General features: G+C 64.9%; 17 protein-coding genes. 7 read left to right on the forward strand and 10 right to left on the reverse strand.

Annotated features, from left to right (window positions below; all coding sequences use genetic code 11):
* Positions 1 to 45 precede the first annotated feature (45 nt).
* The 4 genes from ABIG06_RS24115 to ABIG06_RS24130 form a co-directional block, all read right to left on the reverse strand.
* The gene (locus tag ABIG06_RS24115; protein WP_370138851.1) at positions 46 to 1,209 is read right to left on the reverse strand and encodes an SMP-30/gluconolactonase/LRE family protein; all 1,164 of its coding nucleotides are present in this window, start codon (positions 1,207 to 1,209) and stop codon (positions 46 to 48) included.
* A gap of 115 nt (positions 1,210 to 1,324) precedes the next feature.
* The gene (locus tag ABIG06_RS24120) at positions 1,325 to 2,239 is read right to left on the reverse strand and encodes an SDR family NAD(P)-dependent oxidoreductase (RefSeq protein ID WP_319334213.1); all 915 of its coding nucleotides are present in this window, start codon (positions 2,237 to 2,239) and stop codon (positions 1,325 to 1,327) included.
* A 105-nt stretch (positions 2,240 to 2,344) separates the two neighbouring features.
* Positions 2,345 to 3,484, reverse strand: coding sequence for a thiolase C-terminal domain-containing protein (locus tag ABIG06_RS24125; RefSeq protein WP_370138852.1), 1,140 nt, complete (start codon positions 3,482 to 3,484; stop codon positions 2,345 to 2,347).
* A gap of 3 nt (positions 3,485 to 3,487) precedes the next feature.
* Positions 3,488 to 3,901: a Zn-ribbon domain-containing OB-fold protein gene (locus ABIG06_RS24130; protein WP_027558650.1), complete on the reverse strand. Its 414-nt coding sequence runs from the start codon at positions 3,899 to 3,901 to the stop codon at positions 3,488 to 3,490.
* Between the two features lie 178 nt (positions 3,902 to 4,079).
* Between ABIG06_RS24130 and ABIG06_RS24135 the strand changes: the two genes are divergently transcribed.
* The 4 genes from ABIG06_RS24135 to alkB all read left to right on the forward strand — a co-directional run bounded on the left by ABIG06_RS24135 (position 4,080) and on the right by alkB (position 7,673).
* Positions 4,080 to 5,429: an amidase gene (locus ABIG06_RS24135; protein ID WP_370138853.1), complete on the forward strand. Its 1,350-nt coding sequence runs from the start codon at positions 4,080 to 4,082 to the stop codon at positions 5,427 to 5,429.
* Complete coding sequence (locus ABIG06_RS24140; RefSeq protein WP_370138854.1) at positions 5,422 to 6,108, forward strand: DUF2848 domain-containing protein; 687 nt, start codon at positions 5,422 to 5,424, stop codon at positions 6,106 to 6,108. The genes ABIG06_RS24135 and ABIG06_RS24140 overlap by 8 nt, the downstream gene beginning before the upstream one ends.
* A gap of 155 nt (positions 6,109 to 6,263) precedes the next feature.
* On the forward strand, positions 6,264 to 7,010 hold the full coding sequence (locus ABIG06_RS24145) for a 2OG-Fe(II) oxygenase (protein ID WP_370138855.1): 747 nt from the start codon (positions 6,264 to 6,266) through the stop codon (positions 7,008 to 7,010).
* A gap of 9 nt (positions 7,011 to 7,019) precedes the next feature.
* Positions 7,020 to 7,673 carry a DNA oxidative demethylase AlkB gene (gene alkB / locus ABIG06_RS24150; RefSeq protein WP_370138856.1) on the forward strand — a complete coding sequence of 218 codons (654 nt, stop codon included), beginning with the start codon at positions 7,020 to 7,022 and terminating at the stop codon, positions 7,671 to 7,673.
* A 54-nt stretch (positions 7,674 to 7,727) separates the two neighbouring features.
* On the opposite strand, the gene ABIG06_RS24155 is transcribed toward alkB, so the two are convergent.
* From ABIG06_RS24155 to hpaH, 6 genes are all read right to left on the reverse strand, one after another.
* Positions 7,728 to 9,356 (reverse strand): thiamine pyrophosphate-dependent enzyme, encoded by a 1,629-nt coding sequence (locus ABIG06_RS24155; protein WP_370138857.1) that lies wholly within the window; start codon positions 9,354 to 9,356, stop codon positions 7,728 to 7,730.
* 25 nt (positions 9,357 to 9,381) lie between these two features.
* The gene (locus ABIG06_RS24160; protein WP_370138858.1) at positions 9,382 to 10,251 is read right to left on the reverse strand and encodes a fumarylacetoacetate hydrolase family protein; all 870 of its coding nucleotides are present in this window, start codon (positions 10,249 to 10,251) and stop codon (positions 9,382 to 9,384) included.
* Complete coding sequence (gene hpaD, locus ABIG06_RS24165) at positions 10,251 to 11,234, reverse strand: 3,4-dihydroxyphenylacetate 2,3-dioxygenase (RefSeq protein WP_370138859.1); 984 nt, start codon at positions 11,232 to 11,234, stop codon at positions 10,251 to 10,253. Before hpaD ends, ABIG06_RS24160 begins: the two co-directional genes overlap by 1 nt.
* Before the next feature lie 106 nt (positions 11,235 to 11,340).
* Entirely contained in the window at positions 11,341 to 12,879 is a 1,539-nt protein-coding gene (gene hpaE, locus ABIG06_RS24170; protein WP_370138860.1) for a 5-carboxymethyl-2-hydroxymuconate semialdehyde dehydrogenase, read from the reverse strand.
* A complete protein-coding gene (locus ABIG06_RS24175) occupies positions 12,872 to 13,270 on the reverse strand; it encodes a 5-carboxymethyl-2-hydroxymuconate Delta-isomerase (RefSeq protein WP_370138861.1) in 399 nt (132 codons plus the stop codon). Before ABIG06_RS24175 ends, hpaE begins: the two co-directional genes overlap by 8 nt.
* A gap of 30 nt (positions 13,271 to 13,300) precedes the next feature.
* Positions 13,301 to 14,107 (reverse strand): 2-oxo-hept-4-ene-1,7-dioate hydratase, encoded by an 807-nt coding sequence (gene hpaH / locus ABIG06_RS24180; RefSeq protein ID WP_370138862.1) that lies wholly within the window; start codon positions 14,105 to 14,107, stop codon positions 13,301 to 13,303.
* Positions 14,108 to 14,218: 111 nt separating this feature from the next.
* Here hpaH and hpaR point away from each other — a divergent pair, with 111 nt between their 5' ends.
* The 3 genes from hpaR (at position 14,219) to ABIG06_RS24195 (ending at position 17,247) form a co-directional block, all read left to right on the forward strand.
* Positions 14,219 to 14,737 carry a homoprotocatechuate degradation operon regulator HpaR gene (gene hpaR / locus ABIG06_RS24185; protein ID WP_370138863.1) on the forward strand — a complete coding sequence of 173 codons (519 nt, stop codon included), beginning with the start codon at positions 14,219 to 14,221 and terminating at the stop codon, positions 14,735 to 14,737.
* 114 nt (positions 14,738 to 14,851) lie between these two features.
* The gene (locus ABIG06_RS24190) at positions 14,852 to 15,628 is read left to right on the forward strand and encodes an HpcH/HpaI aldolase family protein (RefSeq protein WP_124160740.1); all 777 of its coding nucleotides are present in this window, start codon (positions 14,852 to 14,854) and stop codon (positions 15,626 to 15,628) included.
* Between the two features lie 95 nt (positions 15,629 to 15,723).
* Positions 15,724 to 17,247 (forward strand): UxaA family hydrolase, encoded by a 1,524-nt coding sequence (locus ABIG06_RS24195; protein ID WP_124160741.1) that lies wholly within the window; start codon positions 15,724 to 15,726, stop codon positions 17,245 to 17,247.
* The last annotated feature ends 246 nt before the right edge of the window (positions 17,248 to 17,493 follow it).

Raw genomic sequence — 17,493 nt, forward strand, 5'->3', positions numbered from 1 at the left:
CGGGTCGATGCTGCGCCATTGGCCCGGAATGACGTCATCACCAACTCACGGCTTCATCGCGCCCTGCACACTGGTGTAGACCGCATAGAGCGACGTCGAGCCGCAAATATAGAGCCTGTTGCGCTGCTGGCCGCCGAAGCACAGATTGGCAACGGTCTCCGGGATATGAATCTTGCCGAGCAACTCACCCGACGGCGTATAGCAGCGCACGCCGTCCTCGTTCGGATCGCCCCAGCCGACCGAACACCAGACCCGCCCTTCGGTGTCACAGCGGACACCGTCGGTAATGCCGGGCTTCGGCATGTCTGCAAAGACCTTGCTGTTCGAGACCTTGCCCGCGGCGACGTCGAGGTCGAACACGCGGATATGCGAGGGATTGTCCGGCCCGTCCGTGAACCCGGTATCGCAGATGTAGAGCTTCTTCTCGTCCGGCGAGATGGCGAGTCCGTTCGGCTCGACAAAGTCGTCGACCACGACCTTGACCTCTCCGGACTTCGGATCGACCCGATAGACGTTCTTCTTGTCCTGCTCGGGCTCTGCCTTGATTCCCTCATAGAAGCCGCCGATGCCGTAAGCGGGGTCGGTGAACCAGATCGCGCCGTCGGCGGTGACGACCGCATCGTTCGGCGAGTTCAGTCGCTTGCCGTTGAACTTGTCGGCGATGATGGTGATCGAGCCGTCGAGTTCGGTCCGTGTTACGCGGCGGCCGCTGTGCTCGCAGGTGATCAGGCGTCCTTCGCGGTCAATGGTGTTGCCGTTCGAGTTCATCGAGGGCTGACGATAGACGCTGAGATGACCGTCATCCTCCGAAAAGCGCATGATGCGGTTGTTCGGAATGTCGCTGAACAACACATAGCGGCCCGCGGCGAAATACACCGGACCCTCGGCCCAACGGAAGCCGGTCGCCACCCGCTCGACCGCCATCGTGCCGGCGAAGGCGGGAAAACCGGAGGGGCCGAATGTCGGCGGTCCCTTCTTGGCGGATTCCAGATGAGCGTCAGGATAGCGGCTGCCGGGCAATGGTCCGAGCGGCAATGGCGCCGTCGACATCGTCGGCGCGCCGGTCTGGCCGAGCGGTGTAACGGAAGCCGCGCCGGCGGCGCCGATGGTCATGCCCGTCGCCGCGACGGCTGCAGCGCCCTTCAGCAGGGTGCGGCGGGCGAGGACGGGTTCGCCAGAAACGGTGGTGATAGGAAGTCGTGTCGTCATGGTCGCCTCCCGATTTTTTTGTTGGGAGGAGACCATCCGCCCGCATTCGGGCGTAAAGCGGGCGATCTCCGGCCGGGCAGCCGGAGATCGCAATGCAGCAATGGACGGAATCCGTCTAGACCGGATCCCAGGTGAAGATATCGGCCGAGCGGTCGAGCTTGTAGAACGAGCCCTTCAGCGCCGGCATGCCGTGCTCGGCGATCGACTGCGGCGTCCAGCCCTCGCTCCGCTGCACCGAGCGGATCGGGCGGTTCTGGCTGAACAGGAAGATCTCGTTCATGCGCACGCCGAAGATCTGGCCGGTGACGTCCTTGGCGGAATCGCCGAGCAGATAGCCGCAGAGCGGGGCGATCTTCTCCGGCCCCATCTGCTTGATCTTCTCGACGCGCGCCTTCTCGGCCTCGGTCTCAGTCGGGATGGTCCCGATCATGCGCGTCCAGGCAAAGGGCGAGACGCAGTTGGAGCGCACGTTGAAGCGGCCCATGTCGAGCGCGATGGACTTGGAGAGGCCGACGATGCCGAGCTTGGCGGCGGCATAATTGGCCTGGCCGAAGTTGCCGATCAGCCCGGAGGTCGAGGTGAAGTGCACGAAGGAGCCTGATTCCTGCTCGCGGAAGATGCGGGCCGCCGCATGCGAGACGTAGAACGAGCCCATCAAATGCACCTTGATGACGGCCTCGAACGCCTCCACGCTCATCTTGTGGAAGATCATGTCGCGCAGGATGCCGGCGTTGTTGACGACGCCGTCGAGCCGGCCGAAATGATCGGTCGCCGTCTTCACGATCTTGCTGGCAGGGATCGCTTCCGCCACGCTTTCGAAATTGGCGACCGCCGTGCCGCCCCGCTTCTTGATCTCCTCGACCACTTCTTCGGCCGGAGCAGCGTTCGAGCCGGCACCGTCGGCGGCGGCGCCGGGATCGTTGACCACGACCTTGGCGCCTTCCGCCGCGCACAGCAGTGCGATCTCGCGCCCGATGCCGCGGCCTGCGCCGGTGACGATGATGACCTTGTCTTGCAGTGATTTGCTCATGTAGCTTCTCCTGTTGCGTCCGTCATTCCGGGATGGTGCGAAGCACCAGACCCGGAATCTCGAGATTCCGGGTTCGCGCTTTGCGCGCCCCGGAATGACGGTTAGTTACCTCTCGTTCGTAAACACGATCGTGCCACTTGCGGCGAACATGCCGCCGACGCCGTGGCACACCGAAATCTTCGCGTTCGGCACCTGTGCCGGCGCGATACCTCGCATCTGGCGCACGCTCTCCTGGAGCGCGTACATGCCGTACATGCCCGAATGCATGTAGGACAAGCCGCCGCCATTGGTGTTGAGCGGCAACTTAGCCCCAGGCCGCGTGTTGCCGTCCGCGATGAACCGGCCGGTTTCTTCGTACGGCATGAAGCCGAGATCGCCGAGGCCGAACAGGGGCAGATGCGCGAACGCATCGTAGATCATGAGATGATCGACGTCCTTGTGGGCAATGCCGGCCTCCTTGAACGCCAGTGGCCCTGCCGTCTTGAACGCGCGCGAGGAATTGAAGGTCTCCATCTGGCTGACCATCGGTGTCTCCACGCTCTCGCCGGTGCCCATGATGTAAACGGGCTTGCGCGGAAAGTCCCTGGCGCGGTCCGCCGAGGTCAGGATCAGCGCGCCGCCGCCGTCGGTGACGAGGCAGCACTGAAGAAGGCGGAACGGATAGGCGATCATGCGCGAGTTGAGGACATCAGTGACCGTGATCGGGTCTTTCATCATCGCGCGCGGATTCTTCGCCGCCCATTCCCGCTGCACCACCGCAACCGAAGCGAGCTGCTCGTGGGTGATGCCGTAGGTCTTCATGAAGCGCAGCACCGGGATCGGAAACATGCTGGGCGGACCGTAGACGCCATAGGGCGCCTCGAACTGGCCGTTGAGGCTGTCCGGCGGCGTCGAGCGCGGCAATTTGCCGATCATCGACTTGCCGCTTTCGGCATGGGTGATCAGAACGGTCTTGCACAGGCCGGCCTCGATCGCCGCGGCGGCATGGCGGACGTGGAGCATGAACGAGCAGCCGCCGACCGAGGTGCCGTCCACCCAGGTCGGCTTGATGCCGAGATAGTGGCAGACCTGCTGCGGCGTCTCGACCGCGGTGGCAAAGCCGTCGATGTCGGACAGCTTCAGCCCGGCGTCCGCAATGGCATTGAGTGCGGCGTCCGCATGCAGCTGTAGCTGGGAGGCGTTGGGAATGACGCCGAGCTCGGTGGTCTCGGCCGCGCCGACGACGGCAACCTGGTTCTTGCGCATGGCTTATCCCTTCGCCGGACGGAAGACGGGGAGGGTGATCTTGTCGTCGAGCTCCTGGAACGCGACCTCGAGCTTCATGTCGAGCTCGAGCGCCTCCGGCGTCTGCGGGCAGTCGATGATGTTGCTCATCATTCGCGGCCCCTCGTCGAGCTCGACCACGGCGATGGCGTAGGGCGGCGTGAAGCCCGGCGCGGCGGGACGATGGTTGATCACGTAGCTGTAGAGAAAGCCCTTGCCGCTCGCCTTGAAGATGCTGACCTTGCGCGAGGCGCAGGAGGGGCAGAACGGGCGCGGCGGAAAGTAGACATGCGCGCAGGCGTCGCAACGCTGCAGGCGCAATTCGCCCGCTTTCGTGCCATCCCAGAAATGCTGGGTCTCCGGCGTCGGTTTCGGTCGCGCGCGCTGCGGTTCGGCCATATTGGCGGCTCCTCCCAAAAGACAGGCTTCGCGCCCGCCTGTTTCGATCTTGATGCGACAATCGACTATAGTGCGTCAACGGTCCAGCAATGCGCATGCATGCCATCATGCGCACAATGCTTGTGTCGAACTGAGCCAGCGCTATAGATTGCGCGCGCCAATATTCCGTGAGACAGACATGCCCAATTTTCCGACACTGGCGAAGCTCGCCGAAGACCTCGAAAGCGGCCGCACGACCTCGCGCAAGCTGGTCGAGGCGTGCATTGCCAGGATCGCCGATCCCGCCGGCGAGGGCCAGCGCGCCTTCATCCATGTCGACAAGGACGCCGCGCTGGCGGCGGCCGATGCAATGGACGGCTTGCGCAAGGTCAACGCGGCGCCGTCGCGCTTTGCCGGCATCCCGATCTCGATCAAGGACCTCTTCGACATCAAGGGCCAGGTGACGCGCGCCGGCTCGCGCGCGCTGGACGATTCGCCGCCGGCCGAGCAGGATGCCGCAACGGTGGCGCGGCTGCGCAGGGCGGGGTTTGTCGTGATCGGCCGAACCAACATGACCGAGTTCGCCTATTCCGGCATCGGCATCAATCCGCATTACGGTACGCCGAAGGGCGCCTGGAACCGCGCCGAAGGCCACGTGCCCGGCGGCTCGTCCTCGGGCGCGGCGGTGTCCGTGCTCGACGGCATGGCGCACGGCGCGCTCGGCACCGACACCGGCGGCTCCTGCCGGATTCCGGCCGCCTTCAACGGCATCGTCGGCTATAAGCCGACGCAGCGCCGCGTGCCGCTCGACGGCTCCGTGCCGCTGTCGTTCTCGCTCGACAGCATCGGCCCGCTGGCACGATCGGTCAGCTGCTGTGCCATACTCGATGCCGTGCTGGCGAACGAGCCGATCGTCCCGCTGAAGCCGCGCCCTGTAAAGGGCATGCGGCTCGCGGTGCCCACCACTATCGCGCTCGACGATCTGGATGCAGAAGTGGCCCAAACCTTCGAGCGCGCGCTGAAGTCGCTGGCCGATCACGGCGCCATCATCGAGCGCATCGAGATGGCCGAATTCCACGACATCGGCCCGATGAACGCAAAGGGCGGGTTTGCGGCCTCTGAAAGCTATGCCTGGCATCGCTATCTCATCACGTCCAAGGGCGACGTCTATGATCCCCGCGTGTCCGTGCGCATCATGCGGGGCGAGGCACAGAGCGCGGCCGACTATATCGATCTCCTCAACGAGCGCCGCTCGCTGATCGCCCGCGTCAATTCGCGCATTGCACCCTATGATGCGCTGGCGCTGCCGACCACGGCCAACACGCCGCCGAAGATCGCCGACCTCGCCGACGACAAGGCGTTCACCACTCAGAACCTGCGCGCGCTGCGCAACTGCACCCTGATCAACATGATCGACGGCTGTGCCATCTCACTGCCCTGTCATCGCGAGGGCGACATTCCCGTCGGCCTGATGCTGGCGGGCGCGGGCGGCTCGGACCGCCGTATCTTTGAACTTGCTGCCGGCATGGAGGCCGTCATTCGTGTTTGACCTCACTTTCACCGTCGATGCCGAGGACACCACCACGCCGCTGACGCTGGCGATCGACCAGATGGTCATCGCCGGCTGGACCGGCCGCGATCCCGTCGCGCGCGACAAGCACATCGCGGAGCTGCAGGAGATGGGCATCGCCCCGCCGGCCTCGACACCGATCTACTACCGGGCTTCGGTACGGCGGCTGACCCAGGAAGACCGCATCGAATGCACCGGTGGCGACTCCAGTGGTGAGGTCGAGTTCGTGCTGATCGGCTGGCAGGGCCGCATCTTAGTCGGCTGCGGCTCCGACCACACCGACCGCAAGGTCGAGGCCTACAACGTCACTGTCTCAAAACAGATGTGCGACAAGCCGATCGCCTCGACGTTGTGGGAGCTGGAGGACGTCATCGGCCACTGGGACAAGATGATTCTGCGCTCCTTCGCCACGATCAAGGGCGAGCGCGTGCTCTACCAGGAGGGCACGCTGGATGCGATGCTGCCGGTCACCGAGCTCATCGCGCGCGGCTTTTCGGGTGGGAAGTTCCCCGACGGCTGCGCTATGTTCGGCGGTACCTTCGCCGCCAAGGGCGGCATCCGCCCGGCAGAGCGGTTCGATTTCGAGCTGGAAGACCCCGTGCTGAAGCGCACGATCAGGCACGGCTACGACGTGGTGACGTTGCCGGTGCGGGGCTGATCTCTCTCCTCACCGTCATTGCGAGCGAAGCGAATCAATCCAGAGTCTCTCCGCGGAACCTGGATTGCTTCGTCCAAGGGCTCCTCGCAATGACGGGGAGAGAGTCATCGGAAATCGGGTGGCGAGCTGAACGTCCGGCTGCAAAGGTGATTGCCATGACAATGACCGTTCGAAAATCAGCCCAATCCTCCGTTGCCGACCTCGCCGCCCATGTCGACGCCCTCGACTGGCCGCAGATCACCGCCGAGCTCGACTCCCAGGGCTGCGCCGTCCTGAAGGACCTGCTCACGCCCGACCAATGCCGCGGCATCGCCGCGCTCTACCCGGACGACACGCGCTTCCGCAGCCGCATCGTCATGGGCCGCCACGGCTTTGGCCGCGGCGAGTACAAGTACTTCTCCTATCCGTTGCCCGATCTGATCGCGCAACTCCGCCCGGCGCTCTACGCGCAGCTGCAAGGCGTCGCCAATCGCTGGAACGAGGCGATGGGAATCGACATCCGCTATCCCGGAGATCACGCCGCCTTCCTGAAGCGCTGCCACGAGGCGGGCCAGGCGCGCCCGACACCGCTGCTGCTGCAATATGAGGCCGGCGACTACAATTGCCTGCATCAGGACCTCTATGGCGAACATGTGTTCCCGCTCCAGGTCGCGATCCTGCTTTCTGAGCCCAGCCGCGATTTCACAGGCGGCGAGTTCGTGCTGACCGAGCAGCGCCCGCGCATGCAGTCCCGTGCCGAGGTCGTGCCGCTCGCGCAGGGCGATGCGGTTGCCTTCGCCGTGCACCACCGCCCGGTGCAGGGGACACGCGGCATCTACCGCGTTAATCTGCGCCATGGCGTCAGCCGGATCAGGTCCGGCCAGCGCCATACGCTGGGCGTGATCTTTCATGATGCCAAATGAGCGCTGCGATTGACGGGTGATCTGTTCGACAGTGTTGCCGAGGCGCAGCCGTCGCGTGAGGAGATCGCGGACGGCGCCGTGCTGCTGCGCGGTTTCGTCAAGCCGATCGAGGGCGAGCTGATCGAAGCGGTGCGCGCCATCGTGGCGCAGTCTCCGTTCCGGCGGATGACCACGCCCGGCGGCCACCAGATGTCGGTGGCGATGACCAATTGCGGCGAGCGCGGCTGGATCACCGATCACACCGGCTATCGTTACGACCCGGTCGATCCGCGCACCGGCGCGCCATGGCCGGCGATGCCGCCCGTGTTCCGCGATCTGGCACGCGGCGCTGCGGAGCAGGGCGGTTTCGCGGGCTTTGCGCCCGACGCCTGCCTCGTCAACCGCTACGAGCCCGGGACGCGGCTGTCGCTGCATCAGGACAAGGACGAGCTGGACTATGCGGCGCCGATCGTCTCGGTCTCGCTCGGGCTGCCCGCGACCTTCCTGTTCGGTGGCATGGCGCGCAGCGACAAGCCGCGCCGCTTCCGGCTCGTCCATGGCGATGCCGTGGTCTGGGGCGGGCCGAGCAGGCTCGCCTATCACGGCGTGGCGCCGCTTGCCGACGGCGAGCATCCGCTGCTCGGACGGCGGCGGATCAATCTGACGTTTCGCAGGACGCGGTGACCTTGCTTTTCCCACAGGGGAGAAGGAAGAAGTCCCGGCATGATGGAGCTTCGTCTACGGCTTCGCCGGGTGGATGAACGCCCAGGGGCTCACTTCCGAATCCCTGGTCACCTCGACCGAGACCAGATACGGCCCACCATGGGCCAGTGCCTTCTCCAGCACGGCCCTGAACTGATCCGGCGCGGTGACGCGCGCGGCCGCGACGCCAAAGGACTCCGCGAGCTTGACGAAATCCGGATTGACGAGGTCCGATGCCACCACGCGACCGTCGAAACGTTCGCGCTGGTCGCGGCGGACGTTGCCATAGGCGTTGTTGTTGAACACCAGCGTGACCACGCCGATGTTGAACTGCACGGCGGTCGAAAGTTCCTGCACGCCGAACATGAAGCCGCCGTCGCCAGTGATGGCGACCACCGGCTTGTCGGGATTGGCGACTTTCGCGCCGAGCGCAGTCGGAAAGCCCGAGCCGAGCGTGCCCTGGTAGCCCGAAGTGATGAAGGTACGCGGCTGGTAGACCGGGAAGCCGTACCAGGAGGCGAAGCCGACTTGCGACAATTCATCCGTAACGATCGCATTCGCCGGCAGCACCTCGCGCAGGATGTTGAGATAGGCCATCTGCGGCTGGATGCGCTGGATCTCGGCTTGCGCTGACGCGGTCGCCTCGCGGATCGCCTCCCGCCGGCCACGGGCGCGCGCATAGCCGGCTTTCCTCACGGCCGCGACGAGATCGGCCGTACCGGCCTTGGCGTCGGCGACGATGGCGACATCGGAGATGATCCGGCGCATCTCGGCCGGGTCGATATCGATCCGAATGGATTTCAGTCCACTCGGTTGATAAGGCCAGCGAAAGCCCGAGGCCGGCAGCTCCGCGCGCGTGCCGACTGCAATCATCAGATCGGTCGTGGGCCACAACCTGTAGGCCGCCGCCATGGTGAGGCCGAGTTCATGCGCGTTCGAGACGATGCCGCGGCCGCTGCGGAACGCGACCACGGGCGCATCGATCATCTCGGCGAGCTCGAGGATCTCCTCGCCCGCCTCGATCGCGCCGCTGCCGACGAAGATCATCGGCGCTTTGCTGGATTTAATCAGTGCAGCCGCCTGTTTGATCAGGTCAGGATCGGGGAGCGGCGCGGGCAGCGGCTCCAGCACTTGGGCTGCCGCCGTATCCGCCCGTTGGGTGAAGACGTCCCAGGGCATCTCGACCGAGGCGGGGCCGCGCCGTCCGGACGTCATCTCCTGGAACGCGCGTGCCACGATCGTCGGCGCATTGCCGGGATATTCGATCCGATCCGCCCATTTCACATAGGTGCGCAAGGTGGCGAGCTGGTCGGGCATCTCGTGCAGATGGCCGCGGCCCTTGCCGAGAAATTGCGTCGGCACCTGGCCGGTGACGCACAGCACCGGCTCATTGCAGCCGAACGCGGTCAGCATCGCGGCGCTGGCATTGAGCACGCCGGGGCCAGGCACCACGCTGAACACGCCGGGCCTGCCGCTGGAGCGCGCATAGCCGAATGCCATGTAGCCGCAGGCCTGCTCGTGCCGCGCGCCGATCACCTTGAGCTGGGCCTGATGGAAAGCATCGAACAGTCCGTAGACCTGCGCGCCGGGCAGGCCAAATACGGTGTCGACGCCATGTGCGACGAGGCCGCTTACGATCGCTTCGCCGCCGGTGAGGGTGGTCATTTGGCTATTCCACTTCGCTTGTTGTTCAGGCTTCGTCGACGACACCGTTGCGCAGGCGTCCGATGCCCTCGGCCTCGACCTCGACGAGGTCGCCGGGCTTCAGGTACCGCGGAGGATCGAACCGCGCACCCGCGCCGGTCGGCGTGCCCGTGACGATGATATCGCCGGGGACGAGGGTTGCGAAGGTCGAGATATAGTTCACGAGATAGCGGAACGGAAACATCAGCCGGCTGGCGCGATCGTCCTGCCTGAGCTCGCCGTTGACATGCGTGGTGAGACGAATGTCCGCGATCTGTGATTCCTGGGTGTAGGGCACGAGCCACGGACCTAGGCTGCCGCTGGAGTCGAAATTCTTGCCCTGCGTGACGTTGAACTTGGCGTGGCGCAGCCAGTCGCGCACCGAACCTTCGTTGCACAGCGTCAGCGCTGCGATGTGGTCGAGCGCGCTGCTTTCGGAAATGTGCCGGCCTTGCTTGCCGATCACCAGCACGATCTCGCCTTCATAGTCGAGCTGCGTGGAGGCACGCGGGCGCACCAGCGGCGCGTCGTGGCCGACGAAGGAGCGCGGTGAGCGCATGAACATGCTCGGATATTTCGGCGCGTCCTGGCCGTCCTTGTACTCGGCGTTGCGGTCGGGATAGTTGACGCCGATGCAGATGATTTTCTCCGGCGCGGGCACCGGCGGCAGCCAGGTGATTTCGCTGAACGCGTGATCGGGTGCGCGGCCGGCAGCCTCTTCGGCAAGGCCCACGAGCTTTCCCGCCGCGATCACCTCGCGCAGCGTCGGATACTCCTTGCCGTAGCGTGCGGAGAGGTCGACGATGCCGCCGTCAAGGACGGCGCCGTAGCGGGTGTTACCTTTGACGGAATAGGTGGCGAGGCGGGGGAGCGTCATCAATCCGCCACCAGCACGTCGGCCACGAATTTCGGCTCGCGCACCGTCTGTTCCGTGAAGGGCGAGCCCTGCTCGAACCAGGAGCGCGGCGCGGGCGCGCCCCACAGCGTCTGGCGGCGCGGATCGCGCAGCGACCAGCGCAGCGGCTCGTGGTCGTGATCCCCGGTGAAATAGTCGCTGGTGTAGAGCTCGAGGCGGTGCCCATCGGGATCACGGACATAGAGGAAGAACGCGTTCGAGATGCCGTGCCGTCCCGGTCCGCGCTCGATGTTCTTCACGAAACCTTGCGAAGCCATGACATCGCAGAGATGGATGATGTTCATCGCCGTCGGCGTCCAGTAGGCGAAATGGTGCAGGCGCGGACCCTTGCCATTGGTGATGGCGAAGTCGTGGACGTTGCCCTTGCGATGCATCCAGGCCGCGGCGATGCGCCCGTTCGGGCCGTCCTCCTCGGCGTACTCGGTGAGGCGGAAGCCGAGCCGGGCGTAAAATTCCATGGTGTCCTGAACCTCGGCGGCGAAGACGTTGAAATGGTCGAGCCGCTGCGGATGGCAGCCCCTGTAGAGATCGTACCGACGAAGCAGATGAGGCCGCCGGTCCATCGACGCGTAGAGCTCGATCTGGAAGCCGAAGGGATCGGTGAATTGCAATGTGCGGGCCTGAAACGGCTGGTCGACGAAGGCGTAGGCAAGACCGCTCTCGGACAGGAACTTTGCGGCCTTGTCGAGATCCCCGTCGTTGCCGACCTTGAAGCCGAGCCGTGCGCAGGCCGGCGCGGCCGCCTTGCGCAGGACGAGCGAGTGATGCTGGTGCTCCTCGGCCGCGCGCAGGTAAACGACGTTGTCGTCGGCGTCCTCGACATGCAGGCCGACGATGGTCTCGTAGAACTCGCGGCTCAGCTTCAGATCGGTGACGTCGATCACGACGTGGCTGGAGCGGATGATGTTGAACGGCGGCTCGAAGACGTGTTGCGGTACGGGCATGTGCGTTTCCCTCGTTAGGTCCCGTCATTCCGGGGCGGTCCGTCAGGACCGAACCCGGAATCCCGAGGTTCCGGGTTCGCTTCGCGCCCCGGAACGACTGCTTTCCTTAAATCCCAAGTTTCTGAATCTTGTGCGTGCCCCGCGCCAGCGAGACGTGCTTGGTTTCCATGTAGAAGTCGAACGAGTAATCCCCGCCGTCGCGGCCGATGCCGCTCGCCTTCATGCCGCCGAACGGCGTCGGCAGATGACGGACGTTCTCCGAGTTCAGCCAGATCATGCCGGCCTCCAGCGCATCCGCAACGCGCAGAGCCCGGCCCATGTCGTTGGTCCAGACATAGCCGGTGAGGCCATAGCGGATATCGTTGGCGATCTCGATCGCGTCTGCTTCGTCCTTGAAGGACAGCACGGTGAGGAACGGGCCGAATACCTCCTCCTGCGCCACCCGCATCTTGCCTTGCGCGCCGGTCACCAGCGTCGGCTCGACGTAATGTCCACCGCCGGGGCCATCGTGGGCCTTGCCGCCCACCGCGATCGTCGCGCCATCCTGGCGCGCGACATCGAAATAGGAGCGGACTTTTGCGAGGTGCCGCTCGTGGATCAGCGGTCCGATCTCGGTTGAGGGATCGAGGGGATGGCCGACCTTCAGCGCCTTCACCCGCGCGGTCAGCTTCTCCACGAATTGTTCCGCGATGCTCTGCTGGATCAGCAGGCGGCTCGAGGAGGTGCAGCGCTCGCCATTGAGCGAGTAGATCATGAACACGACGGCATCGAGCGCGCGGTCGAGATCGGCATCGTCGAACACGATGACGGGGTTCTTGCCGCCGAGTTCGAAATGCACGCGCTTCAGGGTCGGCGCGCCCTGCATCATGATGGCCGAGCCCGTCGCGCTCTCGCCGACGAAGCCGATCGCCTTGATGGCGGGATGTTCGGTGAGCGCCTTGCCGGCCTCTTCGCCAAAGCCGTGCACGGTGTTGAGCACGCCATCGGGCACGCCGGCTTCCTTCACGAGCTTCGCCAGAATGGACGCCGTCACCGGCGACCATTCCGCCGGCTTGTGCACGACGGTGCAGCCCGCAGCGAGGGCAGGGGCGATCTTCCAGGTCGAGAGCATGAACGGGGTATTCCAGGGCGTGATCACGCCGACAGGTCCGATCGGCACACGCGTCGAGATGTTCCAGTGCTCCTCGCTCGGCGTGTTGAGGCCGTCGCGCGCCTCCGCGCATTTGTCGGCGAAGAAGCGGAAATTCTCGGCGGCGCGGATCGCGGCCTTGGCCATGAATCGATAGGCCTGGCCGGTGTCGATGCATTCGAGCACCGCGATGTCCTCAGCGTTGTCCTCGATGGCATCGGCCACGCGATGCAGCAGCTTGCGACGCATCGCCGGCCCGATGTCGCGCCAGGACTTGAACGCAAGCGCAGCCGCGGTTGCCGCAGCGTCGATGTCCCCGGCATTGCCGCGGGCGACGCTTGCGAGCACGGCGCCATCGACCGGCGATTTCGTCTCGAACGTTTCGCCCGAGATCGAGGCGACGACCTTGCCGTCGATCATGTGGCCGATGCCGTCCGCGCGCAGCGTCTTCAAGAGCGGTGCGACGCGGTCGCAATTGGCCCGGAACAGATCGGCTTTCGGCGTGGGCTTATCCATGGGCGGCCTCCGCTTTCAGGGCGTCGTGGATGTTGTTGCGCTTCCAGCTCACGTCCTTGTCGTTGATCTGCATGTCGAACGACAGGGCGAACTGGCTGGCGGCGAACACGGGATCGAGATGTCTCGAGAGCGCCTGGAAGATTTGCTCGCCGGCCTTCTGACGTGTCTCGAGATCGCGGCCCTCGCCGATGCGCAGCACCATGTCGAGAAAGCCGTAGTCCTGCCTTGCGTCAGCGATCGCATAATGCTCGCAGCGGATGGCGCGAACGCGGATGCCGCCGAGCGGGAAGATGCCGGTCTCGCTGGCTGCCTTGCGCACGATCTCGCAGACGGCGCTGATGTCGAGGCGGCCATCGAGATTGGCGGAATATTCGATCGTGAAATGCGGCATCGCGGTTTCACTCCCTGTCTTCTCGTTGGCCTAAGCGAAGTAGCAGCTCACCGAGCCGTAGGCGCCATAATCGGCCTGAATTGTGTCGCCCTTGCGGGTTTCGATGGGGCGGATGAAAGAGCCGGCGAGCACGACCTGGCCCGGCTCCAGCGCAAGCCCGAGCGGCGCGATCTTGTTGGCGAGCCAGGCCACCGCGGTGGCGGGATGATTGAGCACGCCGGCGGCAAGGCCCGTCTCTTCCAGCTGGCCGTTCTTGAAGCACAGCGCGCCGATCCAGCGCAAATCGGCGTCCAGCGGCCGGATCGGCCGTCCTCCGAGCACGATGCCGGCATTCGCCGCATTGTCGGCGATGGTGTCGAAGATTTTTCGCGTCGCTTTCGTCGTGGAATCGACGCGCTCGATGCGCGTGTCCAGTATCTCCAGCGCCGGCACGACGAAGGCGGTGGCGTTGAGCGCATCGAACATCGTGCAATCGGGACCCGAAAGGCGCTTGCTCATGACGAAGGCGAGCTCGGCCTCGACGCGCGTTGCGATGAAGCGCTCGGTTGGAACGATCCCGCCGTCGGCGAAGAACATGTCGTCGAGCAGCACGCCGGAATCCGGCTCGTCGATGCCAAGCGCGCTCTGCATCGCCTTCGAGGTCAGGCCGATCTTGTGGCCTTTCACCACGCGTCCCTCGGCGACCTTGACGTCAACCCAGGCCTTCTGAATCGCGTAGGCGTCCGCGATGGTGATATCAGGAAAATCCTGCGACAGCTGCCGGATCTGCGTGCGGGTCTTCTCCGCCTGGTGCAGACGCCGCGCGCAAGCTTGGATATCGTCGTGGGAAAGCGCCATCTGTGATCATGCAAATCGTGGTGCCGGGAAATGCTTAACATGTTAAGTGAATGCGTCAAACATAAATTCGGCTTGCTGCACTGCAAACGGTTTGCGGCTTGAAAGGGCGCCATGACGAAGAAACCGGCCGATCCCGCCAACGGAAGCGCGCCCGCTGCACGGCAGGTGCCGATGCGCGACTTCTCGCGCTCGCTGCCGATGTCTCTGCTGCGGGCGCGCGAAGCGGTGATGCGGCAGTTTCGTCCCTCGCTGCGCGAGCACGGCTTGACCGAGCAGCAATGGCGCATCCTGCGCGCGCTCGCCTCCATCGAGGCGGCCGAGGTCACGGAACTCGCGCGCACCGCCTTTCTGCTCGGGCCGAGCCTGTCGCGCATCCTGCGCGATCTCGAGGCCCGCAACCTGATCGAGCGCAAGACCGCGAAAGCGGATCAGCGCCGCAACATGGTCTCGATCTCGAGGGAGGGGCTGAAGCTGATGGCCTCGGTCGCGCCGACGTCGGAGGCGATCTACGCGGAGATCACGCGACGCTTTGGCGCACGCAAGCTTGCCGAATTGCAGGAGATGCTCGGCGAGCTCGAACGGAGTCTTGCGGGGCTCGGGGGCGCCGACGATACACTCGCGGACGGGTGAACCCAGATATGCGTCCGTGCGCGGCGTGAGCCATGGACATTCACGCTCTTTTTCGCTCAAAGTGCGCCCCAACCCGATCCGCGGCGAGTGAGAGCAACAGGGAAGGAAGGCAACGTGGCGAATAAAGTCAAAGAGATCTGGAAGTCGGGTAAGGCCGTCGTCAACGCGTGGCTTGCGATTCCTTCCGGCTTCTCGGCCGAGATGGTCGCGCAATGCGGCTTCGACAGCGTCACCGTCGACATGCAGCATGGCGTACAGGACTATCTGTCGATGGTGCAGTGCTTCCAGGCCATGGACAAGCATCCGGTGACCCCGATGGTCCGCGTGCCCTGGAACGAGCCGGGCATCATCGGCAAGGTGCTCGACGGCGGCGCCTATGGCGTGATCTGCCCGATGGTCAACACGCCGCAGGAAGCCCGGAACCTCGTCTCATATTCCAAGTATCCGCCGAAGGGCGTGCGCTCCAATGGCCCGATCCGCGCCGGCATGTACGGCACCGCCGGCTCCTACCAGAAGACGGCCAACGACGAGATCGTGCTGCTGCCGATGATGGAGACCAGGACCGCGGTCGAGAACATGGAAGCGATCCTCGACGTCGAGGGCATCGATGGTGTCTATATCGGCCCGTCCGATCTCGGCTTCTCCTACGGCCTCGAGCCCAAGCTCGATCGCAGCGAGCCAGAGATCCTCGCGATCTACGAGAAGATCATCAAGGAGTGCGGCAAGCGCGGTCTGAACCCGGGCATCCACTGCAGCGGCGCCGAAGGCGCGGCGCGCGCCATCAACATGGGCTTCAAGCTGGTGACGCTGTCCAACGAGGTCGGCCTGATGACGACCTACGCCAAGATGCAGGTCAACGCGACCCGCAAGGATTCAGGCGGCAAGGCCTGATCTCTGGCGAATGGCGAATGGGGAGTAGCGAATTGCGCTGCTCCCCTTTCCACTCGCCACTCGCCATTCGCTATTCGCCTCCAAAGGAGACTCCCATGACCATCAGCCCCGTCATCCGCCTGCATCCCGACGATGGCGTGGTCATCGCGCGCGCGAGCCTGCCGCCCGGAACAAGCGTGGCTGACGGCGTGACCACGGTCGATCGCATTCCCTCCGGCCACAAGGTCGCGATCAAGCCGATCGCCGACGGCGAGCCGATCAAGCGCTACGGCCAGATCATCGGCTTTGCCACCCAAGCCATCGCGCCGGGCCAGCACGTGCATACGCACAACTGCGGCATGGGTGACTTCGCCAAGGACTACGCCTATTGCGCCGACGTCAAGCCGACACCGAACTTCGACCTGCCGGCGACCTTCGAGGGCATCCGCCGCCCGGACGGCCGCATCGCCACGCGCAACTATATCGGCATCCTCACCTCGGTGAATTGCAGCGCGCATGTCGCGAGCCTCGTCGCGGACGTCTTCAAGAAGAATCCCTTCACCGACGACAACCCGCTGGCCGATTTCCCCAACGTCGACGGCGTGGTCGCGCTGACCCACAAGACCGGCTGCGGCATGACGCAGAACGAGCCGCTGGCGCTGCTCCGCCGCACGCTCGGCGGCTATGCGCGGCACGTCAATTTCTCGCACGTGATCGTGCTCGGCCTCGGATGCGAGGTGAACCAAATCGGCGGCCTGATGGAAGAGCAGAAGCTCGCCGGCCGCCTCCGCGCGATGGACATCCAGGAGGTTGGCGGCACCCGCAAGACGGTGGAAGCCGGCATTGCCTTCGTGCGCGAGGCGCTCGCTGACGCCAACAAGGTCAAGCGCGAAACGGTGCCGGCAAGCGAGCTCACCGTGGCGCTGCAATGCGGCGGCTCGGACGGCTATTCCGGCGTATCCGCCAATCCGGCGCTGGGCGCCGCGAGCGATCTCGTCGTGCGCCATGGCGGCACCGTGATCCTGTCGGAGACCCCGGAGACCTACGGCGCCGAGCACCTGCTGACGCGCCGCGCCGTCAGCCGCGAGGTGGGCGAGAAGCTGGTCGATCTCATGCGCTGGTGGGACGAATACACGACGCGCGAGGGCGCCGAGATGAACGCCAATCCCAGCCCCGGCAACAAGGCCGGCGGTCTCACCACGATCCTGGAAAAGTCGCTCGGCGCGATGGCCAAGGCCGGGACCACCAACCTCGTGGAAGTGCTGCGCTACGCTGAGCCCGTTACCAAGAAGGGTTTCGTCTTCATGGACACGCCCGGCTACGATCCGGTGGCTGCGACCGGACAGGTCGCCGGCGGCGCCAACCTGGTCTGCTTCACCACGGGTCGCGGCAGCGTGTTCGGCTGCAAGCCGGCGCCCTCGATCAAGCTCGCCACCAACACGCCCATGTACAAGCGCATGGAAGAGGACATGGACGTCAATTGCGGCACCATCCTCGAAGGCGAGGAGAGCGTCGCGCAGTGCGGCCAGCGCATCTTCGATCTCATCCTCAAGACCGCTTCGGGACAGCCGACCAAGAGCGAGAGCTTCGATTTCGGCGGCGCCGAGTTCGCACCCTGGGTGCTCGGCGCGACAATGTAGTCGCATTGGGCGAGCGCCGTCGCGCGAGCGCAATCAAAAGCAGCCGGCAATTGTCGCTCGCGACCATTTGCGGCGCCTGCATGCGATTCGACGATATGCAACAATGGTTCGCTACGTAGTGATACGGAGGCGGCGTCGGCTCGCAAAAGTTCCCCGACTTACACCTGGTTAACACTGTTGCCGTAGATAGGGGGGTGATGGGTTCCACATCGTTGTGGGGCCGGCCTTTATTTGAGGATCGAACCG

This window comes from Bradyrhizobium sp. USDA 326, from assembly GCF_049739485.1.
Taxonomy (GTDB): Bacteria; Pseudomonadota; Alphaproteobacteria; order Rhizobiales; family Xanthobacteraceae; genus Bradyrhizobium.